The sequence below is a fragment of the Amycolatopsis marina genome, from assembly GCF_900111885.1.
Lineage (GTDB): Bacteria > Actinomycetota > Actinomycetes > Mycobacteriales > Pseudonocardiaceae > Amycolatopsis > Amycolatopsis marina.
This window is the reverse complement of sequence record NZ_FOKG01000004.1, coordinates 118,767-145,033: the sequence shown is the minus strand read 5'-3', so window position 1 is coordinate 145,033 and position 26,267 is coordinate 118,767. Positions and strand designations below refer to the sequence as shown.

Sequence of the window (26,267 nt, the reverse complement as noted above, 5' to 3'; positions counted from 1 at the left end):
GGCGGGGGTCTGGACAGGGGCGCGCAAAGGGGCGTCCGCGAGTGTGTCGCGGACGCTGGTGCCGGTCCCTGGTGCGGACATCCGCCCTCCTTGATCCGGTCCATCCGGGTCGCTCTGCGCTACCCGTTCTCGGTCTAGCGCTACCCCCCGCAGTGACTGCTAAACCGGACGAGGACAAAACCCCAGGATGCTGCTACTCAGCGGAGCGACTTCTCCTGCGACCGCGCGCTGGCGCGCCGGGCACCCCGTATTCGGGACAGGGTCACCGGCCGATCTGGTTTGCCCGGCCCCGGTTACGGAAAGTCCATCGAGGCACACGACCGCGCCTTGGATGGAGGCAGCGAATGACCGGCTTCTTCGCTCCCGGCCCCGGTGGGAGCCCGTTCGACGAGTTCATCACGCAGTTCTTCGGCGGTGCGGGGGGCGGTCGCCGTCCCTACGCCGTCGACATCACCCGGTTGATGAGTGAACAGTCACGGCAGTTGCTGACAGCCGCGGCCACGCGTGCGGCGGAGCAGGGCAGCGGTGAGCTGGATACGACGCACCTGCTGTGGGCGGCGACACAGGCGCCGGGCAGCCGGGATCTGCTGGATCGGGTTGGTGCCGATCCCGACGTGCTCGCCGCCGAACTCGACCGCGGTGGCTCCGTGGAAGGCAGCGGCGAAACGCGCCGCCCGCCGGCCATGCTGACGCCGGGCGCCAAGCGCGCGTTGCTCGACGCGCACCAGATTTCCCGAGGCCTCGGCTCGTCGTACATCGGACCGGAGCACCTGCTGCTGGCGATGACGGCCAACCCGGACTCGTCGGCCGGCCGGTTGCTCGCCCGGCACGGTGTCACACCGGAGTCGATGCGGCGCGGACCCGCGCCCGAGGGGTCACGTGCCGGCGGGCAACCGCAGCAGGGACCGTCCGCGACGGAGACGCTCGACCAGTTCGGCCGGGACCTCACCGCGATGGCCAGGAACGGCGAGATCGACCCGGTCGTCGGCCGCGACGAAGAGATCGAGCAGACGATCGAGGTCCTGTCCCGGCGAACGAAGAACAATCCGGTGTTGATCGGGGAGGCCGGTGTCGGCAAGACGGCCATCGTGGAAGGGCTCGCGCGGCGCATCGTCAACGGTGAGGTGCCGGAGAACCTGACCCGCCGCAGGTTGATGCAACTCGATCTCACGGCGATGGTGGCCGGCACCCGCTATCGGGGCGACTTCGAGGAGCGGATGACGAAGCTGCTCGAAGAGATTCGCGCGCACCGCGAAGAGCTCATCGTGTTCATCGACGAGCTGCACACGGTGGTCGGCGCGGGCTCGTCCGAGGGTTCGATGGGGGCGGGCAACATGCTCAAGCCCGCGCTGGCCCGTGGCGAGCTGCATATCGTCGGCGCGACCACATTGGACGAGTACCGCTCGAACGTCGAGGAGGACCCCGCGCTGGAGCGCCGGTTCCAGCCGATTCTGGTGCCCGAGCCCTCAGTGGACCAGGCGCTGTCCATTCTGCATGGTCTGCGGGACCAGTACGAGGCGCACCACCAGGTGCGGTTCACCGACGAGGCGCTGCACGCCGCTGTCACCCTGTCCGACCGCTATATCGCCGACCGTTTCCTGCCGGACAAGGCCATCGACCTGGTCGATCAGGCCGGCGCCAGGGTGCGGGTGCGCTCGGGCAGGCAACCGGCGAAACTGCGCGATCTCGAGTCCCGGCTGGACCAGCTGAGCAGGGACCGGGACCAGGCGGTGAGCGAGGAGAACTACGAGCGCGCGTCGATCCTGCGGGACGAGATCGCGGAACTGCGCGAGCGCATCCGCAGCGCGCGCACGGACGACGAGAGTCCGGTGGACTCGATCGAGGTGACCGCAGAGGACATCGCGGAGGTCGTGGCCCGGCTCACCGGCATTCCGGTCAGTCAGCTGACCAAGGAGGAACGGGAGCGGCTGCTCAGTCTTGAGGAACACCTGCACACCCATGTGGTCGGTCAGGACGAGGCGGTCCAGGCGGTCGCCGAGGCGGTGCGGCGCTCGCGCGCCGGCCTGGCCGAGCCGGACCGGCCCTCGGGCAGTTTCCTGTTCCTCGGCCCCACCGGTGTGGGCAAGACCGAACTGGCGCGGGCACTCGCCGAGGCGCTGTTCGGGCAGCAGGACCGGATGATCCGGATCGACATGAGCGAGTACGGCGAGCGGCACACCGTCAGCAGGCTGATCGGCGCACCGCCGGGGTATGTCGGCTACGACGACGCCGGGCAGCTGACCGAGGCCGTGCGCCGGAAGCCTTACTCGGTGGTGCTGCTCGACGAGATCGAGAAGGCGCACCCCGAGGTGTTCAACGTGCTGCTGCAGGTGCTCGACGACGGCAGGCTCACCGACGGCAGGGGCAGGACGGTCAACTTCACCAACACCGTGCTGATCATGACCAGCAATCTCGGCTCGGAGCTGATCGTCAGTGGCACCCAGGGCGCGCTCGGCTTCACGCCCGTCCGTGAGGACGACACCGAAGGACCGCTGCGCGAGCGGTTGATGCGCAAGCTGCGCGAGTCCTTCCGGCCGGAGTTCCTCAACCGGATCGACGACATCATCGTGTTCCGCAGGCTCGAGTCCGAGCAGCTCAACCAGATCACCGAGCTGCTGCTCGAGGACACCAGGCGTCGTGCGCACGCACAGGACGTGCGCCTCGAGTTCGACACCAGCGCCGTCGAATGGCTGAGTAAGACCGGTTACCAGCCCGAGTTCGGCGCGCGGCCGCTGCGGCGCACCATCCAACGCGAGGTCGGCAACGAACTGTCGCGGATGCTGCTGGACGGGAGGGTCAAGGCCGGCTCCCGGGTCCGCGTGAGCAGCACGGGGGACTCCCTCGCCTTCGACGTGACGGAGGGTGCCGCGGAGCCCGCCTGACAGACGTTCGGGCTTCCCTGCGCGCGGGAACGCGGCAGGGAAGCCCGAACGGCCTCACCGCGGGAGATCTGGCGGTGGCTCGATGTGGACGACCTTGGTCTGGGTGAGCTCGTCGAGCAGTTCCGGGCCGAATCCGAACCCGTTCCCGCTCTCGCCGTGCGGCTCGGCCGCACCTCCCGGCGCCCCGCCGAACACGGCGTTGACCTTCACGGTGCCGACGGGTAGCTCGCGCCACGCCCGCTGGGCGTGTGCCATCGAGCCGGTCAGCACGGTGGCCGCCAGCCCGTAGCGGCCCTCGGCGGCCTCGGCGAGCCCCTGGTCGAAGTCCTCGACGACCCGGACCGGCGCGATCGGCCCGAACGTCTCCTCCGACAGCACCCGCATCCCCGGCTCGACACCGCTCAGCACCGTGGCCGGGTAGTGCGCGCCGGGACCGTTCGGGACGTTGCCGCCGGTATGCACGGTGGCACCCTGCTCGATGGCATCCACCACGTGCTCGTGCACCTGATCACGGTGGCGGACGTCCACCAGCGGAGCGAGCTTGCGGTCCTCCGCCTGCCGGACCAGCGCGTCGAGGAAGGGCTCCGCGACGGCCCGGTGCACGTAGATCCGCTCCACGGCGACGCAGATCTGCCCCGAGTTGGCGAACGAGCCCAGTGCCGCCTGCTCGGCCGCCCATTCCGGGTCGACGTCGGCGTCGACGACCAGCGGATCGTTCCCGCCGTTCTCCAGCAGCGTCTTCGCGCCGGTCCGGGCCGCCGAGGCGGCGATGGCCCTGCCGGTCGCGGTGCTGCCGACGTGCGCGATGACGTCCACCCGGTCGTCGGAGGTGAGCATGGCGCCCACCGAACCGTCGCCGTCGAGAGTCTGCAGGACACCCTCGGGATGTACGCCCGCGATAACCCTGCCGAGTACGGCACCCGTGTACGGCGCCCGTTCACTCGGCTTGTGGATCACCGTGTTACCGCTGACCAGCGCCGCGCCGATCAGCCCGCAGCTCACCGCGACCGGGTCGTTCCACGGCGTCAGCGCGACCGCGACACCCCGTGGCTCGGGCACCATGAGGTCGGTCGCGGAGAACTCACCGCGCAGGCTCTTGCCCCGGTGCACCGGGCCGAGTTCGGCGTACTGCTCCAGCGTCCCCGCGCCGGCGAGTACTCCCTCGACGGCCTCGGAACGCGGTTTGCCCGTCTCCGCCTCGTTCAGCGCGGCCAGCGAGTCGACCTGCTCGCGCAGTGCCGCAGCGGCTGCCCGCAGCATCTCGCCCCTCGCCGCGGGCGCTTCTCTGGCCCATTCCCGCTGCACCTGCCTGGCCTTGTCCAGTGCGGCGCCGACCTCCGTCCGCGTCGCCATCGGCACGGTGCCGACGAGCTGGCCGTCGTCCGGATTGTGAATCTCGATCACCGCAGCGTCCTGGGCGTCCTGCTCGCGACCGGCAGGAATGTCGACCGCCGCGCTCACCTGGCCACCTGCCCTGCGCTCGAGAGTTCCGTACTCGCGGTGACCGGCGCCGCCGTGGGTACCGCGCGGTCGTAGACCCGTAGCGTGTCGGCCGCGATCCGGTCCCAGGAGTACCGGGACGCCGCCCGGTCGCACCCCGCGATTCCGCAGCCCTCGCGCAGCGTCCGGTCGGTGAGCAACCGCCGCAGCGCGGCGGCGAGGTCCTCCGGACTGCGTGGCGGGACCAGCAGCCCGGTGACGCCGTCGACGACGGTGTCGGTGAGCCCGCCGACCGCCGACGCGACCACCGGGACGCCACATGCCATGGCCTCGAGCGGCACGATGCCGAACGGCTCGTACCACGGCGTGCAGGCCACGACGTCGGCCGAGCGCAACAGCGCGGGCATCTCGTCGCGGGACACCTGACCCGCCATCAGCACCCGGCCACGGACACCCAGCTCGTCGGCGTGGTCGAGCAGCCGCTGCGCCTCGGGATCATCGGCGAGAGCACCTTCCTCGGGCCCTCCCGCGATGACGAGTTCGGTGTTCGGCAGCAGCCGCAGTGCTTCGATGACCGTGTCGAAACCCTTACGCGGCACCAGCCTGCCCACCGTCAGCACCCGGTGCCGCTGGTACTTCGGCGCCGTCGGGCCGTTGGGACGAAACCGCTCGAGATCGACCCCGCACGGGACGACGGACATCCGCGAGCGGGGGACGCCCATCCTGGCCAGCTCGAACACCTCGTCGGAACAGGTCGCCGCGACCCTGGTGGCGTTGCTGCCGATGAGCCGCTCCAGCTGGAGCCGTTCCGGCGGGCTCGTGTCCTTGGCGCCCTGGTAGCGGCGCTTGACGACGCCGAGCGCATGAAAGGTCTGAACCACTGGGATGTCGAGTTCCCTGCAGGCCAGCACGGCGGCGAGGCCGGACATCCAGAAGTGTGCGTGCACGACGTCGGGGCGGTCCGCGGACCAGCGTTCCCGGAGGAACTTGCCGAAGTCACCCATATGTGGCAACAGGTCGTCCTTCGGCAGGGTCCTGGGCGGACCGGCCGGCACGTGTACGACGCGGTAGCCCGAGGGCGTCCGCACCTCCTCCGGCAGGTCGGGGTCGTCGCGGCGGGTGTACACCGTGACGTCGTGTCCCTGCCTGCTCAGTGCGGCCGACAGCTCGGCGACGTGCAGGTTCTGCCCACCCGCGTCGACTCCGCCGAGTGCTGCCAATGGGCTGGCGTGTTCGGAGACCATGGAGATTCTCATCGGTTCCCTCCCGGAGCCGGACTCTCTTGTTGTCATCGCACGACCTCCGAGAGGAGGACGTCCCAGTTCCGCAGGAATGCCTCCAGCCCGAAATGGGTGAGTGCGTACTCCCGCGCGGCTTTTCCGGCGACCGCGGCGAGGTCCGGCTCGTGCACGAACCGCCTGGCCGCCGCGGTGACGGCGGTGATGTCGGTGGAGATCACTCCCGCCTCGTCGGGCACGGCCGCGATGGCCTCGGTGGTGGCGAGTGCGACCACCGGCATGCCCAGCTGCATGGCTTCGAGCAGGGAGAGGCCCAGCGAGGTCCAACGGGCGGTGTGGATGTAGACCCGCCTGCGCGCGACCTCGGTGTGCAGGGTCTCCTGATCGAGGTCCGCGATGCCGCGCACCGGGTTGGTGGTTGCGGGCAAGGACTTGGCGAGTCCGTCCACGCCGATGCCGTACACGTCGATCGGCGCGGCTTCCGCGAGCGCGGGCAGCAGATCTGTACCCGTGATGCGCCAGCGCCGGACCGGCTCGTTGATCAGTACCGCGGCGTGTGGCAGTTCACCGGTGTAGCGATGGCCGGGATCCACGATGCCGTGCGGGATCACCGAGGTCGGCGCCCGTCCGCAGTCCCACATCAGGTCGTTGAAGTGGGTCACGTGCGCGACCGGGATGCCGTCCGAGTCGGCGAGCGGGTGCCGGGTCGTGGCCGCCGCTTCGCGAGGCGTGTTGTGCTCGACGTACACGGCGGGGACATCCCTGCCGGGACGCCTGCCGAGCCAGCGCTCGGCGACCTCGATCTCCTCGGGGCGCTGCAGGACCACCACGTCGACATCGAGGTCGTCGAGCTGGTCCGGGTGCACTTCGTGCGCACGGTCGGGCCATGGGCGGCCGCAGCGGCCGAGGCCCCACGGGCCGCCTTCGGGCAGTGCGGGGATGAGGTATTGGTGCCGGCCCTGGACGAACGAGGTCGTCCAGGATCCATGCACGTGCCACACCAGCACCCGCAACTCTCGGTTCATGTCGAGCATGAAGGAGTAGTTGCCGCTGTGCCGCTGGGTAAACCTCGTGCCGGAGTACTACTACTCGGCGTGACCGGTTCGGGCCTCGCGGGCGTCAGCCGGCTGCTTCTTGGGCTGCAGGAAACCCAGGACGAGCCCCAGCACCGCGGTGCCGCCGTGCAACCAGTTGTTCGCCCAGTCGATGTTCACGTGGTCGCCCGGGCTGCCCGCGGCCGCGGCGAAGACCCCGTAGATGGTGAAGCCGGTGAAGCCCACGAACAGTGCCCAGCCGTAGAACTGGGCGCCCGCGGTCTTGGTCGCCGCCGCGATCCCCAGTGCTCCCACCGCGGTGTGCACGATGTTGAGCAGTGCGCTGGTACTGAAGATCCAGACGGCGTTGCCCGGATCGTGGCCCATGTGTGTCGGCTCCGCGACGAAGAACCCGAGCAGGCCGAGGGTCAGGTACACAAGGCCGATCACCAGAGCGATCAGCCGAGGCAGCAGTGGGCCCCTGCTAGGAGAAGACATGCTTCCTCCCCACTAACGCGGCGGTCGAGCGGCGGTTGTCGTCGGGGTACCCGGTCCGGGACGGTCAAACCGGGCATCCGCGCGCCACCTGCGCGGAGATCGCAGGAGTAGGGAAGTGGAGGACGGGGTAGCCGCGCGTCGCGGACTGAACGGCGCGAGCGGAAGGTGCGGACGGTGGTCGATTCGATGAGTGGACAGGGCGTGCTCACCACTCCCACAGCAACCGCTCACCGGCCCCGGAAGCAGGAACCGCGCGGCGCCCGGTTCCTGCAGCTGCTCAAGACCACCGACCACAAGGAGATCGGGCTCCTCTACCTCGTCACCTCGTTCGGCTTCTTCATGGCGGGCGGCGCGATGGCGCTGCTGATGCGCAGTGAGCTGGCGCAGCCGGGTATGCAGTTCCTGTCGAACGAGCAGTACAACCAGCTGTTCACCATGCACGGCACGGTGATGATGTTGCTGTACGCCACACCGAACGCGTTCGGTTTCGCCAACTTCCTCGTCCCGCTGCACATCGGTTCGCCGGACGTGGCGTTTCCCCGGTTGAACGCCTTCTCCTACTGGCTCTTCCTGTTCGGTGGGCTGATCCTCATGGCCGGGTTCCTGACGCCGGGCGGCGCGGCGGACTTCGGGTGGTTCGCCTATACACCCTTGTCGAGAGCGGGATTCTCGCCCGGCGTCGGCGGTGACCTGTGGATCACGGGCCTGCTGGTCAGCGGCCTCGGCACCATTCTGGCCGCCGTGAACATGATCACGACGATCCTGTGCCTGCGGGCGCCGGGCATGCTGATGTGGCGGATGCCGATCTTCACCTGGAACATCCTCTTCACGGCGATCCTGGTGCTGCTGGCGTTCCCGATCCTCACCGCCGCACTGTTCGGGCTGCTGGCCGACCGGCATCTCGGTGCGCACGTGTTCGACCCCTCGACCGGTGGGGCGATCCTGTGGCAGCACCTGTTCTGGTTCTTCGGCCACCCGGAGGTCTATATCGTCGCCCTGCCGTATTTCGGGATCATCAGCGAGATCGTCCCCGTGTTCAGCCGAAAACCGTTGTTCGGCTACAAGGCGCTGGTCTGGGCCACGGTGGCGATCACCGGCCTGTCGGCCACCGTGTGGGCGCACCACATGTTCGCGACCGGGGCGGTGCTGTTGCCCTTCTTCTCGATTCTGTCGTTCTTCATCGCGGTGCCGACGGGCATCAAGTTCTTCAACTGGATCGGCACGATGTGGAAGGGGCAGTTGACCTTCGAGTCACCGATGCTCTGGTCCCTTGGCTTCCTGGTGACCTTCCTGTTCGGCGGACTCACCGGCGTGCTGCTCGCGGCCCCGGCCGTGGACTTCCACGTGACCGACACCTATTTCGTGGTGGGGCACTTCCACTACGTCCTTTTCGGCACCATCGTGTTCGCCACGTTCGCCGGCGTCTACTTCTGGTTCCCGAAGATGACTGGCCGGATGCTCGACGAGCCGCTGGCGAAGCTGCACTTCTGGACGACGTTCATCGGCTTCCACACCACGTTCCTCGTGCACCACTGGCTCGGCGCGGAGGGCATGCCCCGGCGCTACGCCGACTATCTGGCCAGCGACGGATTCACCGCGCTGAACGTGGTGTCCACGATCGGCGCGTATGTTCTCGGCCTCTCGGTGCTGCCCTTCCTCTGGAACGTCACTCGCAGCTACCGCTTCGGCGAACCCGCGGCTGTCGACGATCCCTGGGGATTCGGAAACTCGCTGGAGTGGGCCACCTCCAGCCCGCCGCCACGGCACAACTTCCTCGACCTGCCGAGAATCCGCTCCGAACGGCCCGCGTTCGAACTGCACTACCCGGGAACGGTGGAGCAACTGCGCAACCAGAACCACGTGACCGAAATGTTCGGCAACCGTCCCCGCCAGCAGACAAGGGCCCCCTCCGAGGAGGCCTCCGACGCCAGTGACCCCCAGAAGGAAACCTAACCCCCGCACTTTCCCGGGAAAGTGCGTTAGTTGCGTGCGCGGGGTACCGCACTTTCCCGGGAAAGTGCGGTACAGGGATGGGGCGTCCGCAAGTACCACCAAGCAAGATCAGCCATGCCGCCAACCACCCCCATCCACACTTGCCGGGAAGGTCCCCCGGTTCACCAGGTGCGCGACGGGTATCCGGCCTGGATGAGTGATGGCCTGACCTTTATCGGCACGGCGACGGTCCTGCTCCGGCTCGGGCCGTTCACCGTGCTGACCGATCCCAACTTCCTCCACCGCGGGCAGTGGTCGTACCTCGGCCAAGGCATGGTCTCGCGACGGCGCACCGAGCCCGCGGCTCAGGTTGCGGACCTGCCCGCGCTGGACGCTGTCGTGCTCTCGCACCTGCACGGCGACCACTTTGACCGTATCGCGGGCCGGGAATTGTCCGCCGATCTGCCCATACTGACCACCGGCCACGCGGCACATCGCCTGAGCAGGCGGGGTTTCCGGCAGACCGTCGCCCTGCCCACCTGGTCGAGCGAGACACTGACCGAAGGCGATGCCACGCTGACGATTACCGCCGTCCCCGCGCGACACACTGCCGGAATCGTCAACCGGATGCTCCCGCCGGTGATCGGTAGCGTGTACGAGTACCGGTCGGCTCCGGACGTGACTCCGTTGCGGCTGTACGTCAGTGGGGACACCGTGATGCACGACGATTTACGGCGGATCCACGAGCGCTTCCCGGAGATCGACCTGGCCGTGCTACATCTCGGTGGTGCGCGCATGCTCGGGATTCTGCTGTCCATGGACGACAAGCAGGGAGCGGACCTGCTGCAGTTGCTGCGCCCTGGGCACGTGGTGCCTGTGCACTTCGACGACTACGGGGTCTTCGGTTCGCCGCTGTCGAACTTCCTCGTGGAAACCGAGCGGCGGGGCCTCGGAAGTTCGGTGCGGGTGCTCCGGCGGGGCGAAACCCTGCCGCTGGCTACATGAGCAGCTCACCGTGTAGTGCCGAGAGGAGCGGGCCCGCAAGGATCCCGGCCGCGACCGACAACGGGGCTGCGACGTACGCCGTCGTCGCAGCCCACCTGCCCGGCCGTTCGATCGGGCTTGTTCCCGGGGTCGCGCCGAGCGCGGGTGCGAGCCACCGCAGGTAGTAGAACAGGCTGGCCACCGTGTTCACCGCGGCGAGCACCACCAACCAGCCCAGCCCGGCGTCGAACGCGGCGGTGAACACGGTCAGTTTCCCCGCGAAAACGCCGGTCGGCGGGGTACCGACCAGCCCGAGCAGACATACCACCAAGCTGAGGGCGAGCCAGCGATGTCGCCCGCGCAGTCCGCGGTAGTCGTCCAGGGAGCGTGCGCCGGGCAGTGCGCACACCACGGCGAACGCGCCGAGATTCGTGACCGCGTACGCGCCGAGATAGAGCAGTACGGCGGGCAGGGCCAGTGTGCTGTGGCCAGCGGCCGCGACGGCCATGAGGAGGTACCCGACCTGACTGATCGTCGAGTACGCGAGCAGGCGGCGCACGCTTGTCTGGAAGAACGCGGCGAGGTTGCCCAGCGTCATCGTGACCGCCGCGATCACCGCCACCAGCAACGCCCAGTTCAGGCCGCTCGGCTGCAGTGCGCTTTCGACAAGCCGATAGATCGCGATGACAGCGCCGACCTTCGGCACAGTGGTGACCAGGGCGCCGACGGGTGGGCGGGCGCCCTCGGTGACGTCGGGTACCCAGAAATGCGCGGGAACCGCCCCTGCCTTGAACAGCAGCCCAGCGAGCAGGAGGACGGCGCCCACCACGACGAGCGCCACCGGTGCGCCCGCGAGCCGCTCGTGCAGCTCCGGGTACCGGGTCGCGCCCGCGGCGCCGAACAGGAGCATGACCCCGAACAGCATGCAGACACCCAGCAGCGCACCGAGCAGGTAGTACTTCAGCGACGCCTCCGTCCCCGGGGCGTCCTTCGCGAATCCGGTCAACGCGTACAGCGGAACGCTCGCCAGCAGGTATGCCGCCATCAGCAGCAGGAGATCGCCCGCGCCCGCGAGCAGCACAGCGCCGAGCGCTGCCAGCAGCACCAGGACGACGAACTCGCTCTCCCTTCGGTCACCCCGTGTCTGCTCGGCCGAGATGGCCAGTATCAACAGAACCGAGACAAGGACCACCACTCGCGCGCCAGCCGTCGGCACATCGACCGCGTAGGTGCCTTCGAAAACGGTCATCCCGGGACCGGGCCAGGACGCCACGGTCAGCACCAGCCCGGCGGCACAGGCCACGACGGCCAGCGCCCGTACCGGCCACTGCCGGTGCCGGGGCAGATACGAACCGAGCAGGAGCCCGGCCACGGCGCTACCTGCCAGCGACGCCTCGGGCAACAGCCGGATGAGATCCTGGGTCATCATCGACGCCATCTCAGCGGCCCAGTTCCAGGCCGAGTGCCCGTGCGGCGGGCTCGATGACGTCCAACAGGAAGCGTGGGAACAACCCGATCACGACGGCGAGTGCGAGCAACGGCACGATCGACACCGCCTCGCTCGATCTGAGGTCTCCCATGCCTCCAACGCCCTTTCCTTCCGCGCCAAGGAAAATTCGCTGGTAGGCGCGCAGGAACAGCGCCGCGGTGAGTAGAATTCCGAGGAACGCCAGCGCCGTGGCCACCGGTGCGCCCGCCAGTGAGCCGGTGAAGATCTGGAACTCCGCGATGAAGCCCGCGAAGCCGGGCAGTCCCAGTGACGCGAACGCGGCGATGGCCGCCAGACCGGCGAATCTGGGCGTGCGGGCGGCCAGACCGCCGTAGGAGTCGAGGTCGTAGGTGCCGCCCCGGTCGTACAGCACTCCGGCCAGCAGGAACAGTGCGCCGGTGATCAGCCCGTGGCTGACCATCTGCGTCACCGCGCCGGTGACCGCGAGACTCTTCGCCTGCGCGTCGGAGGTGGAGATCAATCCGGCAGCGCCGACGGCCAGCACCACGTAGCCCATGTGGTTGACCGAGGTGTAGGCGATCATCCGCTTGAAGTTCTGCTGGGCCAGCGCCACCAAAGCTCCATAGAGGACACTGACGACGCCGACGACGACGATGACAGGTGCGTACCGGTTCCACTGCTCGGGCAGCATCGGCAGCACGATCCGGACGAACCCGTACGTCCCCATCTTCAACAGCACCGCGGCCAGGATCACCGAGCCCGCTGTCGGTGCCTCGGTGTGCGCGGGTGGCAACCAGGTGTGAAACGGCACTGTCGGCGTCTTGACGGCAAGCCCGACGACCAGTGCGAGCAACACCAGCGTGCCCTTCGCGCCCTGGCCCGCCAGTGGGTTCTGTTCGGCGAGCAGAACCATGTCGAAGGTGTGTGGTTCGGCCGCGAGGTAGAGCCCGATGAAGCCGAGGAGCAATGCGAGTGATCCGACGAAGGTGTAGAGGAAGAACTTCAGCGCCGCCCTCGCCGCGTCCTTGTGTCCCCATCCGGCGATCACGAGGTACATGCCCACAATGGACAGATCGAAGAAGACGAAGAAGAGAATGAGGTCGAGGGAGACGAACAGCCCGAGACAGACGGTTTCCAGGAACAGGAACAACGCGGCGAACGAGCGGACTCGTTCCGTCTGTCGCAGGGAGTAGATCGCGCAGGCCAGGAACATCGTCGCGGTCAAGGCGACCAGAGGCAGACTCAGCCCGTCGACGCCGATGTGATAGCCCGAACTCACGCTCGGGATCCACCGCACGTTCACCTCGTAGCCAGGCCCGCCGAACGCGCCCGCTCGCGGATAGCCGATCCAGAGCGCGACGACCAGCAGCAGGTCGACCGCACTCGTCGCGATCCAGGCCCAACGCGCCACGGTGTCACTCGTCCTCGGGAGCACGAGCAGGAGCGCCGCCACCGCGAGCGGCAGGAAAACCACGATGCTAAGCACGCTGATCCGACCTCACAGCCCGGTTGGGGAAACCTGTGTCCTGGCTCATCTGACGCTCGCGGCTCATCGAAGTACCGCCAGCAGCGCCGCGAGTGCGGCGAGGGCGACGACGGCCTGGGCGTAGTAGTGGTGTGACTGCCCGGTCTGCGGTCGCCGGGCCAGTGAACCCAGCCCGCGAAAGCTCCTGGCGACGAGGCGCACCGCCGTGTCCACCGCGTGTTCGACCCGCAGGTTCGCCCCGCGGGCGAGCAGCGCGGTGAACCTGGCGGTCGCCCGGACACCCCCGTCCACCACGCGGTCGTCGAAGCGGGCCAGCGCCCGTGCCGTTCCGAGCAGGGGAGCGGCCACCGCCCGCGTGGCCAGGGTCTCGAGGCCGAACCATTCGCGCGGCTTCGGCTGGTCCGGAACATCACCGCGGCGGCGAACGACGGTTGCCGCCATCCCCGCCACGCTCAGTGCGACAATGGCCGACACCAGGACCTCCCACCATCGGGGTGCCGGTTCGCCAGGCGCCCCGATTGCTCCGGAGAACTCGGCCCACACTCGCGGAACGGCCAGCACACCGAGAATTGCCGCGCCTGCGGCGAGTGGGGGCAGAGCCAGCCACTGGCCGTCGGTGATCCTGCCTGATCCCCGCGGTGAACCGTCCTTTTCGGTCTTGCTGGATTCCGTGGAGGGCACGGCGGACCAGACCAGCGCCACAGCGCGACCCGCGTAAGCCGCGCTGAGCGCCGCCGCCGCGAGACCCGCGAGGTACAGTGGTGCGGACTCGTGCACGGCGGCGGCGAGCACCCTGTCCTTGGTCGCCCAGATCGACAGCGGTGGTATCCCGGCGAGGACGACCGCGCCGACGGTGAAACTGATGCCGACCACCGGGTACCGCCTGGCGACCCCGCGCAGCGCGGGCAGACTCTTCGTGCCGAGTGCGGCGAGCCAGGCGCCCGCTGTCAGGAACAGCAGGCTCTTCGTGAGCGCGTGGGCCAGCAGGTGCCCGCTGCCTGCCGCGACCGCACCCAGGCCGGCGGCCAGCACCATGAATCCCACCTGCGCACAGGTGGACGCCGCGAGCAGTTGCTTGAGATCCTGCTGGACCACGGCGACGGCGCCGAGCGCGAGCGCGGTGAGCACACCCGCCCACGCGACAAGAGCGCCCGCCCATGCTGTGGCGGACAACAGTGGTTCCAGCCGCAGCAGCAGGTACGCACCTGCCGCGACCATTGTGGCCGAATGCAGCATCGCCGACACCGGGCTGGGACCGTCCATCGCACGGGAGAGCCAGAAGCTGAACGGCAGTTGCGCCGACTTGCCAAGCGCGGCCAACACCACTCCCGCGGTGACCACGTCCCGCCAGCCAGGTGGGAGCCCGGACAGTTCGTTCAGCGCGAGTCCTCCCGCTCCGCCCGCGAGCGCGGCGCCCGCTGCCAGGTACAGCCCCAGGTCCGCGCCGCGGGTGGTCAGGAAGGCGATCTTGCCCGAATCGACCCGGCGGGAGTCACGCCACCAGAAGCCGATGAGCGCGTAGGACGCCGCACCCATCACCTCCCATGCCATCAGCAGGGACAGCAACGTCGTCGCTGTGACCGTCACCAGCATCGCACCCGCGAACAGCAGCATGAGTCCGAAGAACCGAGCGGAGGTCTCCGTGCCCGCGAACTCACCGGTGGCGAACACCAGAACCGCGAGCAGGACGACCGCCACCGTGACCACCATGACCGACGACAGGCCGTCCACCCGCAGACCGAAAGGAACACCGTCCAGCAGGGCCGCCGAGACCCCGGGCCGCCGCACAGCGGTGAGCGACGCGAGCACGAGTGTCACCACGGCGACGCACATTCCGGCCGAGGGTGCGATCCGGTTCGCCGTTCTGCCCGCGAGGAGCAGTGCGGTGCCTACCACCAATGGCACGGCGATCAGCAGCCAGAGCATCGAATCAGTCCCTGAGATCCGCGGCCATGTCGGTCATGTCGACGTCGCGTGCCCTGAACAGGGCCGTGGTGACCGCGAAACCCATGGCCATCTCGATGGCCATCGCGGTGACGGCGAGCACGACGACCACCTGCCCGTCCGGGTTCGCCGGTGAGGTGAAGTACCAGAACGCGGCGGCCCCGACGATGACCGCATTGATCATCAGTTCGAGGCCCATCATCACCATCACGATCGACTGCTGCGACAGCGCGCCGTACAACCCGACGCTGAACAGGGCCGAGGCGAGAAGTAGATAGTCCTGAAGGCTCATGTCTTCTGCCGCGCTCGCCGTCGGCCACCGGTTCCTCCCTGAACCGGATCGTCGGGTTTCCCGCGATCGAGCCGGTCGCCGAACCGGTCATAGCGGCCGCGCTGGGTGGAGAGCACCACGGTCGCGACGATCGTGGCGAACAGACCGAGTCCCAGCACGATCATCACCAGCATCTTCGACCCCATGAGCGCCTCGCCGAGTGCCAGGGTCGGATCCGCGGGACGGGGTGGCGGGGAATCCGGCCAGTCGACGAGGATGACGCCCGCGGCGAGCACGGCGAAGGTGCCGGCCGCGATCGCCAGTGATCCCTTCTGGTTGTGCACCATCGTCATCGGCATCAGCCCGCCGGGATTCATCATGTACATCAACATGAAGACCACCATGATGACCATCTCCATGATCATCATCAGGATGACCAGCACCCCGAGGTAGGTCAGTTCGACCAGCAGTACCGTGCCCGCGGCGAAGACGAACGATGCCAGCAACGCGAATGTCGCCCTCGCCATGGAGTCGACCCGGAAGACGGCGATGCCGGTCAGTACCGCTCCCACGGCACACAACCAGAACGCGATGTCGGCTGACAAGTTTCCGTGCCTCCTTATCCGATCACCACGAGGGACACGAACAGGGCCTGCAGCAGGGTCGCGGGGATCAGCACCATCCAGGAGATCTCGGTGAACCGCTCCATCCGGATCGTCGGCAGCCTGCGGCTCACCCAGACGAGAGCCGCCAGCACCGCCGCGGTCTTGAGTACCGACCACAACCAGGCGGGCAGCACCGGTCCCGCTCCACCGCCGAGGAACAGCGGCACCGCCATCGCCGCACCGGACACCAGCAGGACCCACCGTCCTGTCAGGAACACCAGCCGGTCCACACCAGACAGTTCGGCCACCGCGCCGCCCGCGACATCACGGGCCACGGGCTGGTCGAACGGGCCCCAGAAGGCCATGGCCAGTACGGAGAGCAGGAATACGACGAACGCGAGCGGCATCCACACGACGAACCAGAGATCCTGCTGGGCAGCGACAATGTCCGCGACACGCAGTGAACCCGCGCCGACCGCCACCGCGGTCAGAGCGAACATGTGCGGCAACTCGTAGGCCACGCCCTGCGCGATGAACCGGTAGCCGCCGACCAGGCCGAACGCGGAGTTCGCGCTCCACCCGGCCAGCCACACCGCCGCCCACGCCACGATCTCCATGGCGTTGAACCAGACGATGCCGACGGAGAGATCAGCGACCGCGTGCCACCCGAGCGGCGTGACCAGTGCGGCCATGACCGCGGCGGCGAGCAGCACCACGCCGGCCAGGCGCCACAGTAGATCGTCGGCGGCCAGCGTCCGCCGCCGCTGCTGGACCAGCAGCCCCGCCACCGCCCGCACAGGCACACGGGCCGAGTCCGCCAGTGGAGCTCCGGCCGCCCGTGCCGCGAGGACGGCGTCGAACGTCACCGCGGCCAGCGCGAACGCCAACAGCACGGCGGGGAGCAGCAGTGCGCCCACCCAGCCCGTCGCCACCACCTCAGCCATGACTCACTCCGTGGGCGGCGGGAAGGAGGTCCAGATCGAGGTGGAGGCTTGCGACGATGAGCCGCGCGATGGCGAGCTCGCTGCCGCACAGCAGTCCTGGCAGAGCATCCAGCGTCCATCGTGTCTCGTGCTCGCGCTCTGCCGTCCTGCCTTCACCGTCCTGCGGACTCGGCTCACACGGTTCGTCGTGCTCGCTCAGTTCACCTATCGTGTCGAGCCATCGGTTCAGCCTGGACAGCGCATCACCGGTCAACGCCTGCGGGGTTCCGGGATCGTGCGCGATCGCGCCGACGTCAGACAGCAGCCAGCGCAGCGTGCGCGAACGCCGTACGCGGCGCGCCCACGACCTGATACGGGCGGCATCCGGGCGCGCCGTCTCCCTGAGTACGTTGTCCCGCAACAGTCTCGCCCTGCCTGCCGCGTCCTCCCAGCCCGCTACGGACAGCAGGGAGACGCACGCGTCCAGGTGCCGGGCCAGCTCCTGGCGGGCGGGCTCCGCGGCGGGCACGTTCTGCCCGGCCGAGATCCGCCGCCACACGCGTGTCCACGGTGCGTTCCCCGGCACTTCGGAGAGGCCAACCGTGCGCACCCCGACCTCGGTGAGCACATCACCCTGCATGGTGGTGTCGAGCACCAGACCGGCGGGCCAGGCGGTCAGGACGGGGCCCAGCGGCACGTGCAGCTGGTCGAGCATGAGGCCGTCACGATCCTCGGCCCGCTCGGCCATCGGGATCCCACCCGGCATCTCCATCCCGCCCATGTCATGCCCGTGCCCGCCGTGGTGCTCGCCATGACCGCCGTGGTCGTTGTGGTGCTCCGTACGGCTGTCGTCGTGCGGTTCGTCATGGTCGGTTTCGGGTGCGCTCGCGGCCTGACGTGCCTGTGCCCGTTGTCCGCGCACGTCCCGGAGTTCGCCGACCGCGCGCTCGAGTTCGGTGAGCGCGTCCGGGGCGGTCGCCACGTCTGCCCGGACCCGCGGCGCGGGAATCGCCCGCCAGACCGGATCGAGGTACCGCTCGAAGCCGTCAACCGCCGCTCCGGTCACCACCAGCAGGTTCGCCTCGGCCGGACTGACCGCGAATCGCCATCCTCGCTCCCGCACGAGACACTCGACAGCCAGCCGCGCTTCGGTTCCGCCCGGCGTGTTCACCAGCAGGGCGCGCGGCGGCGTCCGGCGGAGCAACCAGGATCTCGGTGCTGATCTGCGAACGCGCGACACGATCGACTCGGCGAGGCCCGGGCCTGGTGTGCGAACGTCACCATCGTCGTTCATGCGCCCCGCCTCCCCGCTCGCGGGCTTTCGCCATACGCGTTCTTCCACTCGCCACCGCACGTCAGCGTCGTTCTCAGAAGCTCTCTCAGGTCCACCGCAGCGCCCCCTCTCGCCAGGCGTAGACGACGCCGACCATGAGGATCGCCAGAAAGACGAACATCTCCACCACCGCCGACAGGCCGGTCTTCGCGACCACCAGCGCCCAGGGGTACATGAACACCATCTCCATGTCGAAGGCGAGGAAGATCATCGTGACCGCGTACCAGCGCACGTGATAGCGGGAGAGCGCGTGCTCGGCGGGGGGATGCCCGGAAAGAAAGGGGCGCACGTCGGCGATCGTCCTACCCAGACGGACCAGGAACGCGATCCCGTACATGCCCGCGGTGACCAGGAGGGTCAGTGCGAGCAGGAGCAGCGTTCCCTCGACATTCACCCGGTCCTGCACCTCCCGCTCGCTCGTGCCGGAACTTCTGACCGTATTCCTCCGCGTCTGCGCCCGCGACTTGATGTGGGGGCAGACGGCAACCCCCGTGCCGGGGGGTGACCAGCCGCAGAAGGGGGTTGCTCGGTTCGGCGATAGCCAAACGTCTAGTTCGGGGCGGTCGGCTCGATACCCGCAACCAGGTTGAACGAGCCGGTCAGCTGGTTGAGTGCGACCAGTCCGACGACGTCGGCGATGAGCCGGTCGCTCCATCCGTGGGCCCGCAGTCCCGCGACGTCGTCGTTCGTGATCGACGAGGGCTCTGCCAGCACACGTAGTCCGAACGACACCAGTGCGGCCTCACGCCGGTCGGTCGCTGTCGCATCCCGGGCCAGCGCGATGTCGGTCTCGGTCAGCCCCGCGGCGCGGCCCGCCTCGGCGTGCGCTTCGAGGCAGAGTGCGCAGCCGATCCATTCCTGGACCGCGAGGGAGATCTTCTCGCTGAGCGCTCGGGGGAGCCTGGTCCGCTTCATGGCGCGAGAGAAGTCGAGGTAGCCCTGCAGCACGGCGGGGGAGTGAGCCATGGTGCGGATCATGTCGCCCGCCGAGCCGTGACGCTCGATGATCTGGGTCAGCAGCTCGCGTGACTTCTGTGGCGCCTCCGCGGGTTCCAGTGGGTCCAGGTGTCGCATGAGGTCCTCGGACGCCGACATGGTACTACTCCTTACGGGTGGGGGGTATGTGAGCGTGTTGGCAGCAGTGAACCACATGCGGCGGCGGAGTATTCCGTTGCTGTCCACATTGACGCTTAATGTCAAGCCTCGGCCCCCTGGTTGGCGTTGGAAGCTCAAGAAGTATCGGCATTCTGGTGGCCGCACTGGTCACCAGTGGACACTTCGGCTGTGCTGCGGCGGCGATATGCGTCACCTTGACGCCGATACCCCCAGGGGGTACAAATGTGCTGTCGGTGAAACAGTGGCTCCGGACTCCGGTCAGTAGGGGTAAGGGGTATCGTCTGTGGAGCCGTCGGCAGAAGCAGAGGAGAGGCTCATGCGGGGATACACCGGAGACAAGGACGCGTACCTGAAGCGGTTGCGCCGGATCGAAGGGCAGATTCGCGGGCTGCAGCGAATGGTGGAGAACGACGAGTACTGCATCGACGTGCTGACGCAGATCTCGGCGGCCACCAAGGCACTGCAGTCGGTCTCACTGGGCCTGATGGACGAGCACCTGCGGCACTGTGTCGCCGAGGCGGTCGCCCAGGGCGGCGACACGGCCGACGAGAAGGTCCGTGAAGCCAGCGAGGCCATCGCCCGTCTGGTCCGCTCCTGACGTCTTCAGTCGCACAGAACCCGTTCACCACGAGTAAGGAGACATCACCATGGCTGAGAGCACCTACACAGTGAAGGGCATGACCTGCGGCCACTGCGTTCGCTCCGTGACCGAGGAGGTCAGCGAGATCGAGGGCGTCACCAACGTGTCGGTCGACCTGCCCACCGGCGCGGTCACCGTCACCAGCGCGCGGGAAGTCGGTACCGAGCAGGTACGCGCTGCCGTCGAGGAAGCCGGATACGAGCTGACCGCCTGAGGCGTCAGCTCCTCAAGCCGCGGGTCCGCAGCCCGCTGTGAGGAACGGACATGAACACTGCAATCAAGCTTTCCGCCTACGGTGTGGCGCTCGTCCTGGTCGCTGGTGGCGCCATGGCGATCGGCTCCGCTGTCGGTCCCTTCACCGGCACCGCCGGTGCGCTCGGCGCTGAGGACGCCGCACGCGGGGACGACCACAGCGACACCGTCGCGGGAGCCGAGCAGAACCAGCCCGGCGGGCTGGCGTCGTCCAGGGGCGGTTACACCCTCACGCCCACTCGTACGACGCTCGAGCCGGGTGCGAACCAGCCCTTCACCTTCCGCGTTCTCGGTCCGGACGGGCGGCCCGTCACCGGGTTCGACGTGGAACACGAGAAGCGCATGCATCTGATCGTCGTGCGCCGCGATACCGCCGAGTTCCAGCATGTGCACCCCACCATGGCGGCCGACGGCACCTGGACGGTGCCGCTGTCCGTCCCCATGGCGGGCAGCTACCGGGCCTTCGCCGATTTCGCCCCCACCGGCGGGGACGCCGTCACCCTAGGTGTCGACCTGGCGGTCCCCGGTGACTTCCGGCCCGTCGACCACAAGCCCTCCGCCACGGCGAACGTGGACGGCTATCAGGTGCGCCTCTCCGGAGACCTCGTGCCCGGACAGTCGTCGCCCGTCACGGCGACGGTGACCAGGAACGGTCGTGTGGTGACCGACCTGCGGCCCTACCTCGGCGCCTACGGGCACCTGGTGGCGCTGCGGGCCGGCGATCTCGCCTATCTCCACGTGCATCCGGACGGGGTTCCGGGTGACGGCAGGACGGCGGCGGGACCCGGTGTCACCTTTCACGCCGAGGTTCCCTCCGCGGGCACCTACCGGTTGTTCCTGGACTTCCGGCACGAGGGCGAGGTGCGTACCGCGGAGTTCACCGTCAGCACCGCGGACGCTTCCCGCGTCCCGGCTCCGCAGGTCACGTCCCAGGACGCTGATGGCGAAGGCGGTGACGGACATGGCCACGGCTGAAGCGCGAGACGGAAGGAGCGCCACGATGAGCGCCAACGTGCGCGACACCCAGCAGGTAGCGGGGCGGGACTTCGAACTCACGATCGACGGCATGACCTGCGCCTCGTGCGCGATGCGCATCGAGCGCAAGCTGAACAAGCTCGACGGGGTCAGCGCCACGGTCAACTACGCCACCGAGAAGGCCAAGGTCACCGGTCCTGCCGAACTCGACCCGGGTGTGCTGATCGAAGCGGTCGAGGCGGCGGGCTACTCCGCGGCGCTGCCCGCTCCGCGGCGGGAGGAGCCGGACGGCGAGTCGGTCGCCGAGCGGGAGGACGCCACCGGGCCCCTGCGGCAGCGGTTGATCGTCGCCACCGTGCTGTCGGTACCCGTGATCGCGATGGCCATGGTGCCCGCGCTGCAGTTCACCTACTGGCAGTGGATCTCACTCACGCTGGCCGCGCCGGTGCTGGTGTGGGGAGCGTGGCCGTTCCACAAGGCAGCGCTGGCGAACCTGCGGCACGGTGCCGCCACCATGGACACGCTGGTGTCGATGGGTACGACGGCCGCGTTCCTCTGGTCGCTGTACGCGCTGCTGTTCGGCAGCGCGGGAGTCCCCGGAATGACGCATCCGTTCGAGTTCACCATCGAGCGGATGAGCGGGGACGCGAACATCTACCTCGAGGTGGCAGCCGGCGTCACCACCTTCATCCTGGCGGGACGGTACTTCGAGGCGCGGTCGAAGCGCAGGGCCGGAGCGGCCCTGCGGGCACTGCTCGAACTCGGCGCCAAGGACGTCGCCGTGCTCCGCGAGGGTCGTGAAGAGCGGATTCCCACCAGTGCGCTGGCGGTCGGCGACCGGTTCGTCGTCCGGCCAGGGGAGAAGATCGCGACCGACGGGGTGATCGAAGAGGGCAACTCCGCGGTCGACGCCAGCATGCTCACGGGCGAGTCGGTACCGGTCGAGGTCGGCCCGGGTGACGACGTCGTGGGCGCCACGGTCAACGCTGGCGGGCGGCTGGTCGTGCGTGCCACCCGGATCGGCTCCGACACGCAACTCGCGCAGATGGCCGGCCACCCTCGTCGAGGAGGCGCAGACGGGCAAGGCCGCCGTGCAACGCCTGGCGGACCGGGTGTCCGCGGTGTTCGTGCCCATCGTGATCGCACTGGCCGTCGGGACGCTGGCCTTCTGGCTCGGTGCGGGCAGCCCGGTGTCGGCGGCGTTCACCGCCGCCGTGGCCGTGTTGATCATCGCCTGCCCTTGCGCGCTCGGTTTGGCCACGCCGACCGCGCTGCTTGTCGGCACCGGGCGGGGTGCCCAGCTGGGCATCCTGATCAAGGGGCCGGAGGTGCTCGAATCCACTCGCAGGGTGGACACGATCGTGCTCGACAAGACCGGCACCATCACGACGGGGCAGATGGCCCTCGTGGACGTGCTGACCGTTCCCGGCGTCGAGTCCGACGAGGTGCTGCGCCTCGCCGGAGCGCTGGAGAACGCCTCGGAGCATCCAGTGGCCCGCGCCATCGCCAGAGGGGCGCGGGACCGGGTCGGTGAGCTGGGTGACGTCGAGGACTTCACCAGCACCGAGGGCCTCGGGGTGCAGGGAGTGGTCGACGGTCACGCGGTGATCGCGGGCAGGACCGCGCTGCTGGAGCAGTGGAGCGTGCACCTGCCGGACGAACTGGCCGAGGCCAAGGCCGCCGCCGAACGGCAGGGCAGCACGGCGATCGCCGTCGGCTGGGACGGGCGGGCGAAGGCGATTCTCGTGATCGCCGACACCGTCAAGCCGACGTCGGCCGAGGCGATCTCCCAGCTACGTGGCCTCGGGCTGACCCCGGTGCTGCTCACCGGCGACAACGACGCCGTCGCCCGCTCGGTAGCCGCCGAGGTGGGGATCGAGGGAGACGGTGCCGTGATCGCCGAGGTGCTGCCGAGGGACAAGGTCGACGTTGTCGCCAGGTTGCAGGCCGAAGGTCACGTGGTGGCCATGGTCGGCGACGGGGTGAACGACGCGGCGGCACTGGCGCAGGCCGACCTGGGCCTCGCCATGGGAACCGGCACCGATGTGGCCATCGAGGCAGGGGACCTCACGCTGGTCCGGGGTGATCTGCGGGCGGCCGTCGACGCCATCCGGCTGTCGCGGAGGACACTGCGCACGATCAAGGGAAACCTGTTCTGGGCGTTTGCCTACAACGTGGCGGCCCTGCCACTGGCTGCGGCCGGTCTGCTCAACCCGATGCTCGCGGGGGCCGCGATGGCCTTCAGCTCGGTCTTCGTGGTGAGCAACAGCCTGCGGTTGCGTGCGTTCCGGAGCACGGTCACCGGCGCGGCGGCACCCGCCGACGGCAGGACACAGCAGCCCGCTGTGCTCACCTGAGTCGCGGCAGGGGTGATGCGGCGGTGGGCCGGACATGCGGCCCACCGCTTCACCCCTTCGGCTCGCCCTGTCCGGTGGAGAGCTCACCCATGGCGCCACGCCGTGCCGCCCAGCGCTCGAACCACACGGAGCCGAACGGCGGGATACTGGCGAGAAGCCCGATCACCATCGTGCGTTTGCTCCATCCCAGTGGCCGGGTCACCCAGAGCGCGATCGCGATGTAGGCGACGAAGACCGCGCCGTGGATCGGCCCGAAGATCTTGACGCCGATCTCGTTGTGCACCACGACGTACTTGAAGAACATGCCGGTCAACAGGCCTGCCCAGGAGATCGCCTCGGCGACGGCGACGAGCCGGAAACGGGTGGCGGGGGTACTCACGTCCAGCAAAGTGGTCACCGCGTCATTGTGGCCCACCACCCCGACGCCGTCGGAGTCTCCCCCGGGCAGGGGCACGCTCAGCGCGGAAAGACCGTCCCGAACAGGGAAGGGTCGAGATTCGACCCGGTGAGGATTGTCGCGACGAGATCACCCGGCAGGTCATGCCCGGCGATCGCGGCAAGCCCCGCGGCACCCGAGGGTTCCAGCACGATGCCCAGCGTGACCGCGGCGGTGTGGATCGCGGTCAGCATCGCCGAGTCGTCGACCAGGACGATGTCGTCGACCAAACCCCGCATGCGGGCCAGCGAAGACGGCACGGGCCGCTCGATCCGGATCCCCTCGGCGATCGTGTCCGGCCGCCTGCTCACCACCTCCCCGGTCCGCCAGCTCTCCGCGACGCTCGTCGCCCCCGCGGCACAGACACCGACGACTCGGGTGCCGGGGGAGCGGTCCTTGATCCAGCGGGCGATGCCGGTGATCAGGCTGCCGTCTCCGACGGGCACCACCACAGTGTCGACAGGGCCCGACGCGAGCAGTTCGACGCCGATCGTGCCCGCGCCTTCGGCGATCGCCGGATCGTCGCCGTCCTCCACGAACACCCGGTCGGCCCGTTCGGCCGCGAAAGCCACGGCGGCCTCCCGTGCGTCACCCGACGTCTCGTGCACGCGCACGCCGAAGCCCCGCATCCGGGCGATCTTGGCCGGGTTTCCCCCTGCGGTCATGAACACGTGCGCGTGCAGACCCCTGCGGAGTGCCGCATAGCCCACTGCCTGCCCGAAGTTGCCGGTGGACTCGCAAACGAGGGTGGTGCCTCCCGCGAAACGCTGTGCCAGCACCTGCGCCCCGCGTCCCTTGAAGCTGCGCAGCGGGTTGAGCGTCTCGACCTTCACCAGTACTCGCCTGCCCAGCTCCGCGCACAGTTGCTCGTCCACGAACTGCGGGGTGTCCCGGAACACCGGATCGATCACGCTGTGTGCCTTCGCGATGCGGGTGAGCGACAGTTCGGCGACGGCTTCGTCGTCGCGATGGGACATGGTTCGCACGGAAACTCCTCTTCAGGGCGGATGCCGACGAACCCCACGTTAGGACGGCCATCGGTGGTCACGATTGAATATTTTCCCGCGATCGCGCAAGATTATTGCGTGCAACAACCACTCGTTCTCGACGCGATCGACCGGCATCTCCTGGATCTGGTTCAACAGGACGCCGGCCGCCCGTTGCACGATCTCGGCGCCGAGGTGGGCCTTTCGCCCAGCGCGGTGCAGCGCAGACTCACCAGGTACCGCGCCGCGGGACTCCTGACGCGGCAGGTCGCGGTGATCGATCCGGGCAGGGCCGGAAGTACGGCGCTCGCGGCCGTCCTGGTGACGCTGGACCGGGAGTCCGCGGAACATCACGCGTCCTTCAGAAAACGCATGCTCGCCGAACCACGGGTGCAGCAGTGCTACGACCTGGCCGGGGAGTGGGACTACCTGGTCATCCTGGTCACCCGTGATCTCGGGGAGTGCAGGGAGGTGTCGGACCGGCTCTTCATGCGCGATGAGAACGTGCGCAGGTTCGACACCCTGCCCGTGCTGGATGCGATCAAGACGGGCAGGTTCGTGCCGCTGCGCGGGTGAGTGGCCCGCGGTCAGTCGCCCCGGCCGGTCTGTTCCTGCAACCGGTCGATCCACTGGGACGCCTCGACCTTGGACAGTCCGTCCGGCACCTCGACACCTGCCTCCTGTGCCAGGGTGTGCAGATACGACCGTTGCGGTCCGGTCATCGGCTCGTCCCCGGTGACCCAGTCGCCGGGATCCTTCTCCGGGGTCGGGGACACCTGACCCTCGTCACGACCGCGCTGCTCGCTCATGGTCCTCCTTCGGTTCGCCGATACCTGGGCGGTACCCCCGATCGCCGTGTTCGACACGACCCCCGTCGCGTTTCCTGGCTCACAGAAACGGCCTGGCGAACGAGTTCGCCAGGCCGTGCCGGGGCTACCGCCACCGCGAGATCAGCTGGTGAGCTGCCACTTGTAGGTGGCGCTCTTCACCGGAGCGTTGAACTTGCGCGTCCAGTCCGTCCGCGTGGTGCAGGGGGCGACGATGCGCGTCTTCTTCGCGGTGAAGGAGCGGCTTTCCTTGTACTGCTGCAGGCGCTTGGTCTGTCCCGAGGCCACGTGGGCGGCGTAGGACCAGGAGTCGGACTTGGAGTAGCTTCCACCAACGGTCACGCTGAGAGACACGCTGGCCTTGGCGAAGACGACACCCGCCTCGGCGCTGGTCGTGCCCGAGACCGACGCGTTCACCGAGGACGTGGTGGTCTTGTTGTAGGTGATCGTCCCCGGGCCCCTGAGGTAGTCGCTACGGAGGTTGGTCTTCAGCCAGCTCTTGGCGCCGTTCGAGATGGAGTAGTACACGTTTCCCACCTCGGGGCACGCCGCGAGCGCCTGGGCGCCACCCCCCAGCGCGGCTGGTGCGATGGTGACCGATGCGGCCATCAGGGCCACAGCCGTGGCACGACGAAGCTTCATGATCTGTCCGCTCTCT

At 68.6% G+C, this 26,267-nt stretch carries 24 protein-coding genes and 1 pseudogene; 8 read left to right on the top strand and 17 right to left on the bottom strand.

Translation table 11 applies throughout. From position 1 onward, the window contains the following. Window positions 1-344 precede the first annotated feature (344 nt). Window positions 345-2,882 carry an ATP-dependent Clp protease ATP-binding subunit gene (locus tag BM199_RS08570; RefSeq protein WP_091671821.1) on the top strand — a complete coding sequence of 846 codons (2,538 nt, stop codon included), beginning with the start codon at window positions 345-347 and terminating at the stop codon, window positions 2,880-2,882. A gap of 54 nt (window positions 2,883-2,936) precedes the next feature. On the opposite strand, the gene BM199_RS08565 is transcribed toward BM199_RS08570, so the two are convergent. Genes BM199_RS08565 through BM199_RS08550 form a run of 4 tightly spaced genes read right to left on the bottom strand, consistent with a single transcriptional unit; the run spans window position 2,937 to window position 7,092 of the window. Then, complete coding sequence (locus BM199_RS08565) at window positions 2,937-4,343, bottom strand: aldehyde dehydrogenase family protein (RefSeq protein WP_245788230.1); 1,407 nt, start codon at window positions 4,341-4,343, stop codon at window positions 2,937-2,939. After that, the gene (locus tag BM199_RS08560; protein WP_091671819.1) at window positions 4,340-5,578 is read right to left on the bottom strand and encodes a glycosyltransferase; all 1,239 of its coding nucleotides are present in this window, start codon (window positions 5,576-5,578) and stop codon (window positions 4,340-4,342) included. Before BM199_RS08560 ends, BM199_RS08565 begins: the two co-directional genes overlap by 4 nt. Window positions 5,579-5,610: 32 nt before the next feature. Further along, entirely contained in the window at window positions 5,611-6,594 is a 984-nt protein-coding gene (locus BM199_RS08555) for a glycosyltransferase (RefSeq protein WP_245788229.1), read from the bottom strand. Window positions 6,595-6,645: 51 nt separating this feature from the next. Further along, window positions 6,646-7,092, bottom strand: coding sequence for a DUF4383 domain-containing protein (locus BM199_RS08550; protein ID WP_091671817.1), 447 nt, complete (start codon window positions 7,090-7,092; stop codon window positions 6,646-6,648). A gap of 186 nt (window positions 7,093-7,278) precedes the next feature. On the opposite strand from BM199_RS08550, the gene ctaD reads away from it, so the two are divergent. Then, on the top strand, window positions 7,279-9,045 hold the full coding sequence (ctaD, locus tag BM199_RS08545) for an aa3-type cytochrome oxidase subunit I (protein WP_091672102.1): 1,767 nt from the start codon (window positions 7,279-7,281) through the stop codon (window positions 9,043-9,045). Window positions 9,046-9,237: 192 nt separating this feature from the next. Beyond that, on the top strand, window positions 9,238-10,029 hold the full coding sequence (locus BM199_RS08540; protein ID WP_091671815.1) for an MBL fold metallo-hydrolase: 792 nt from the start codon (window positions 9,238-9,240) through the stop codon (window positions 10,027-10,029). Here the strand turns inward: BM199_RS08540 and BM199_RS08535 are convergent. The 9 genes from BM199_RS08535 to BM199_RS08495 all read right to left on the bottom strand — a co-directional run bounded on the left by BM199_RS08535 (window position 10,022) and on the right by BM199_RS08495 (window position 19,115). Continuing rightward, window positions 10,022-11,434, bottom strand: coding sequence for an NADH-quinone oxidoreductase subunit N (locus BM199_RS08535; protein ID WP_091672100.1), 1,413 nt, complete (start codon window positions 11,432-11,434; stop codon window positions 10,022-10,024). The genes BM199_RS08540 and BM199_RS08535 overlap by 8 nt on opposite strands. A 13-nt stretch (window positions 11,435-11,447) precedes the next feature. Continuing rightward, window positions 11,448-12,944 (bottom strand): complex I subunit 4 family protein, encoded by a 1,497-nt coding sequence (locus tag BM199_RS08530; protein ID WP_091671813.1) that lies wholly within the window; start codon window positions 12,942-12,944, stop codon window positions 11,448-11,450. Window positions 12,945-13,007: 63 nt separating this feature from the next. Next, window positions 13,008-14,870, bottom strand: coding sequence for a proton-conducting transporter transmembrane domain-containing protein (locus BM199_RS08525; RefSeq protein ID WP_091671811.1), 1,863 nt, complete (start codon window positions 14,868-14,870; stop codon window positions 13,008-13,010). 4 nt (window positions 14,871-14,874) lie between these two features. After that, complete coding sequence (gene nuoK, locus BM199_RS08520; protein ID WP_091671810.1) at window positions 14,875-15,180, bottom strand: NADH-quinone oxidoreductase subunit NuoK; 306 nt, start codon at window positions 15,178-15,180, stop codon at window positions 14,875-14,877. Further along, a complete protein-coding gene (locus tag BM199_RS08515) occupies window positions 15,177-15,764 on the bottom strand; it encodes an NADH-quinone oxidoreductase subunit J (protein ID WP_091671808.1) in 588 nt (195 codons plus the stop codon). The genes nuoK and BM199_RS08515 overlap by 4 nt, the downstream gene beginning before the upstream one ends. Window positions 15,765-15,778: 14 nt before the next feature. Then, complete coding sequence (locus BM199_RS08510; protein WP_091671807.1) at window positions 15,779-16,708, bottom strand: complex I subunit 1 family protein; 930 nt, start codon at window positions 16,706-16,708, stop codon at window positions 15,779-15,781. Then, window positions 16,701-17,981 (bottom strand): hypothetical protein, encoded by a 1,281-nt coding sequence (locus BM199_RS08505; RefSeq protein ID WP_177242532.1) that lies wholly within the window; start codon window positions 17,979-17,981, stop codon window positions 16,701-16,703. The genes BM199_RS08510 and BM199_RS08505 overlap by 8 nt, the downstream gene beginning before the upstream one ends. Window positions 17,982-18,066: 85 nt before the next feature. Next, complete coding sequence (locus BM199_RS08500) at window positions 18,067-18,414, bottom strand: NADH-quinone oxidoreductase subunit A (RefSeq protein WP_091672096.1); 348 nt, start codon at window positions 18,412-18,414, stop codon at window positions 18,067-18,069. A 155-nt stretch (window positions 18,415-18,569) separates the two neighbouring features. Then, window positions 18,570-19,115, bottom strand: a complete 546-nt coding sequence (locus tag BM199_RS08495; protein ID WP_245788228.1) for a carboxymuconolactone decarboxylase family protein — start codon at window positions 19,113-19,115, stop codon at window positions 18,570-18,572. A 337-nt stretch (window positions 19,116-19,452) separates the two neighbouring features. Here BM199_RS08495 and BM199_RS08490 point away from each other — a divergent pair, with 337 nt between their 5' ends. The 4 genes and pseudogenes from BM199_RS08490 to BM199_RS08475 all read left to right on the top strand — a co-directional run bounded on the left by BM199_RS08490 (window position 19,453) and on the right by BM199_RS08475 (window position 23,360). After that, window positions 19,453-19,734 (top strand): metal-sensitive transcriptional regulator, encoded by a 282-nt coding sequence (locus BM199_RS08490; RefSeq protein WP_091671805.1) that lies wholly within the window; start codon window positions 19,453-19,455, stop codon window positions 19,732-19,734. 49 nt (window positions 19,735-19,783) lie between these two features. Next, a complete protein-coding gene (locus BM199_RS08485; RefSeq protein ID WP_091671803.1) occupies window positions 19,784-19,990 on the top strand; it encodes a heavy-metal-associated domain-containing protein in 207 nt (68 codons plus the stop codon). Between the two features lie 50 nt (window positions 19,991-20,040). Continuing rightward, on the top strand, window positions 20,041-21,003 hold the full coding sequence (locus BM199_RS08480) for a hypothetical protein (RefSeq protein ID WP_091671801.1): 963 nt from the start codon (window positions 20,041-20,043) through the stop codon (window positions 21,001-21,003). 25 nt (window positions 21,004-21,028) lie between these two features. Next, window positions 21,029-23,360, top strand: a pseudogene (locus BM199_RS08475) (heavy metal translocating P-type ATPase). 49 nt (window positions 23,361-23,409) lie between these two features. On the opposite strand, the gene BM199_RS08470 reads toward BM199_RS08475, so the two are convergent. Together BM199_RS08470 and BM199_RS08465 are read right to left on the bottom strand one after the other, a co-directional pair. Continuing rightward, window positions 23,410-23,757 carry a DUF3817 domain-containing protein gene (locus tag BM199_RS08470; protein WP_177242531.1) on the bottom strand — a complete coding sequence of 116 codons (348 nt, stop codon included), beginning with the start codon at window positions 23,755-23,757 and terminating at the stop codon, window positions 23,410-23,412. A gap of 59 nt (window positions 23,758-23,816) precedes the next feature. Further along, window positions 23,817-24,773, bottom strand: a complete 957-nt coding sequence (locus tag BM199_RS08465; protein ID WP_091671799.1) for a threonine ammonia-lyase — start codon at window positions 24,771-24,773, stop codon at window positions 23,817-23,819. Between the two features lie 108 nt (window positions 24,774-24,881). Between BM199_RS08465 and BM199_RS08460 the strand changes: the two genes are divergently transcribed. Continuing rightward, window positions 24,882-25,358 carry an Lrp/AsnC family transcriptional regulator gene (locus tag BM199_RS08460; protein ID WP_245788227.1) on the top strand — a complete coding sequence of 159 codons (477 nt, stop codon included), beginning with the start codon at window positions 24,882-24,884 and terminating at the stop codon, window positions 25,356-25,358. Between the two features lie 11 nt (window positions 25,359-25,369). Here the strand turns inward: BM199_RS08460 and BM199_RS08455 are convergent, their stop codons facing one another. Further along, window positions 25,370-25,591, bottom strand: a complete 222-nt coding sequence (locus tag BM199_RS08455) for a DUF3072 domain-containing protein (RefSeq protein ID WP_091671795.1) — start codon at window positions 25,589-25,591, stop codon at window positions 25,370-25,372. Between the two features lie 141 nt (window positions 25,592-25,732). Then, window positions 25,733-26,251: a hypothetical protein gene (locus tag BM199_RS08450; RefSeq protein WP_143101799.1), complete on the bottom strand. Its 519-nt coding sequence runs from the start codon at window positions 26,249-26,251 to the stop codon at window positions 25,733-25,735. Window positions 26,252-26,267: the final 16 nt, after the last annotated feature.

Coding starts and splice junctions, on each gene's coding strand:
- BM199_RS08570 (WP_091671821.1), top strand. CDS start 345: ATGACCGGCTTCTTCGCTCCCGGCCCCGGTGGGAGCCCGTTCGACGAG.
- BM199_RS08480 (WP_091671801.1), top strand. CDS start 20,041: ATGAACACTGCAATCAAGCTTTCCGCCTACGGTGTGGCGCTCGTCCTG.
- ctaD (WP_091672102.1), top strand. CDS start 7,279: ATGAGTGGACAGGGCGTGCTCACCACTCCCACAGCAACCGCTCACCGG.
- BM199_RS08510 (WP_091671807.1), bottom strand. CDS start 16,708: ATGGCTGAGGTGGTGGCGACGGGCTGGGTGGGCGCACTGCTGCTCCCC.
- BM199_RS08525 (WP_091671811.1), bottom strand. CDS start 14,870: ATGCTCTGGCTGCTGATCGCCGTGCCATTGGTGGTAGGCACCGCACTG.
- BM199_RS08550 (WP_091671817.1), bottom strand. CDS start 7,092: ATGTCTTCTCCTAGCAGGGGCCCACTGCTGCCTCGGCTGATCGCTCTG.
- BM199_RS08490 (WP_091671805.1), top strand. CDS start 19,453: ATGCGGGGATACACCGGAGACAAGGACGCGTACCTGAAGCGGTTGCGC.
- BM199_RS08505 (WP_177242532.1), bottom strand. CDS start 17,981: ATGAACGACGATGGTGACGTTCGCACACCAGGCCCGGGCCTCGCCGAG.
- BM199_RS08495 (WP_245788228.1), bottom strand. CDS start 19,115: ATGTCGGCGTCCGAGGACCTCATGCGACACCTGGACCCACTGGAACCC.
- nuoK (WP_091671810.1), bottom strand. CDS start 15,180: ATGAGCCTTCAGGACTATCTACTTCTCGCCTCGGCCCTGTTCAGCGTC.
- BM199_RS08555 (WP_245788229.1), bottom strand. CDS start 6,594: ATGCTCGACATGAACCGAGAGTTGCGGGTGCTGGTGTGGCACGTGCAT.
- BM199_RS08540 (WP_091671815.1), top strand. CDS start 9,238: ATGAGTGATGGCCTGACCTTTATCGGCACGGCGACGGTCCTGCTCCGG.
- BM199_RS08450 (WP_143101799.1), bottom strand. CDS start 26,251: ATGAAGCTTCGTCGTGCCACGGCTGTGGCCCTGATGGCCGCATCGGTC.
- BM199_RS08560 (WP_091671819.1), bottom strand. CDS start 5,578: ATGAGAATCTCCATGGTCTCCGAACACGCCAGCCCATTGGCAGCACTC.
- BM199_RS08465 (WP_091671799.1), bottom strand. CDS start 24,773: ATGTCCCATCGCGACGACGAAGCCGTCGCCGAACTGTCGCTCACCCGC.
- BM199_RS08455 (WP_091671795.1), bottom strand. CDS start 25,591: ATGAGCGAGCAGCGCGGTCGTGACGAGGGTCAGGTGTCCCCGACCCCG.
- BM199_RS08485 (WP_091671803.1), top strand. CDS start 19,784: ATGGCTGAGAGCACCTACACAGTGAAGGGCATGACCTGCGGCCACTGC.
- BM199_RS08535 (WP_091672100.1), bottom strand. CDS start 11,434: ATGACCCAGGATCTCATCCGGCTGTTGCCCGAGGCGTCGCTGGCAGGT.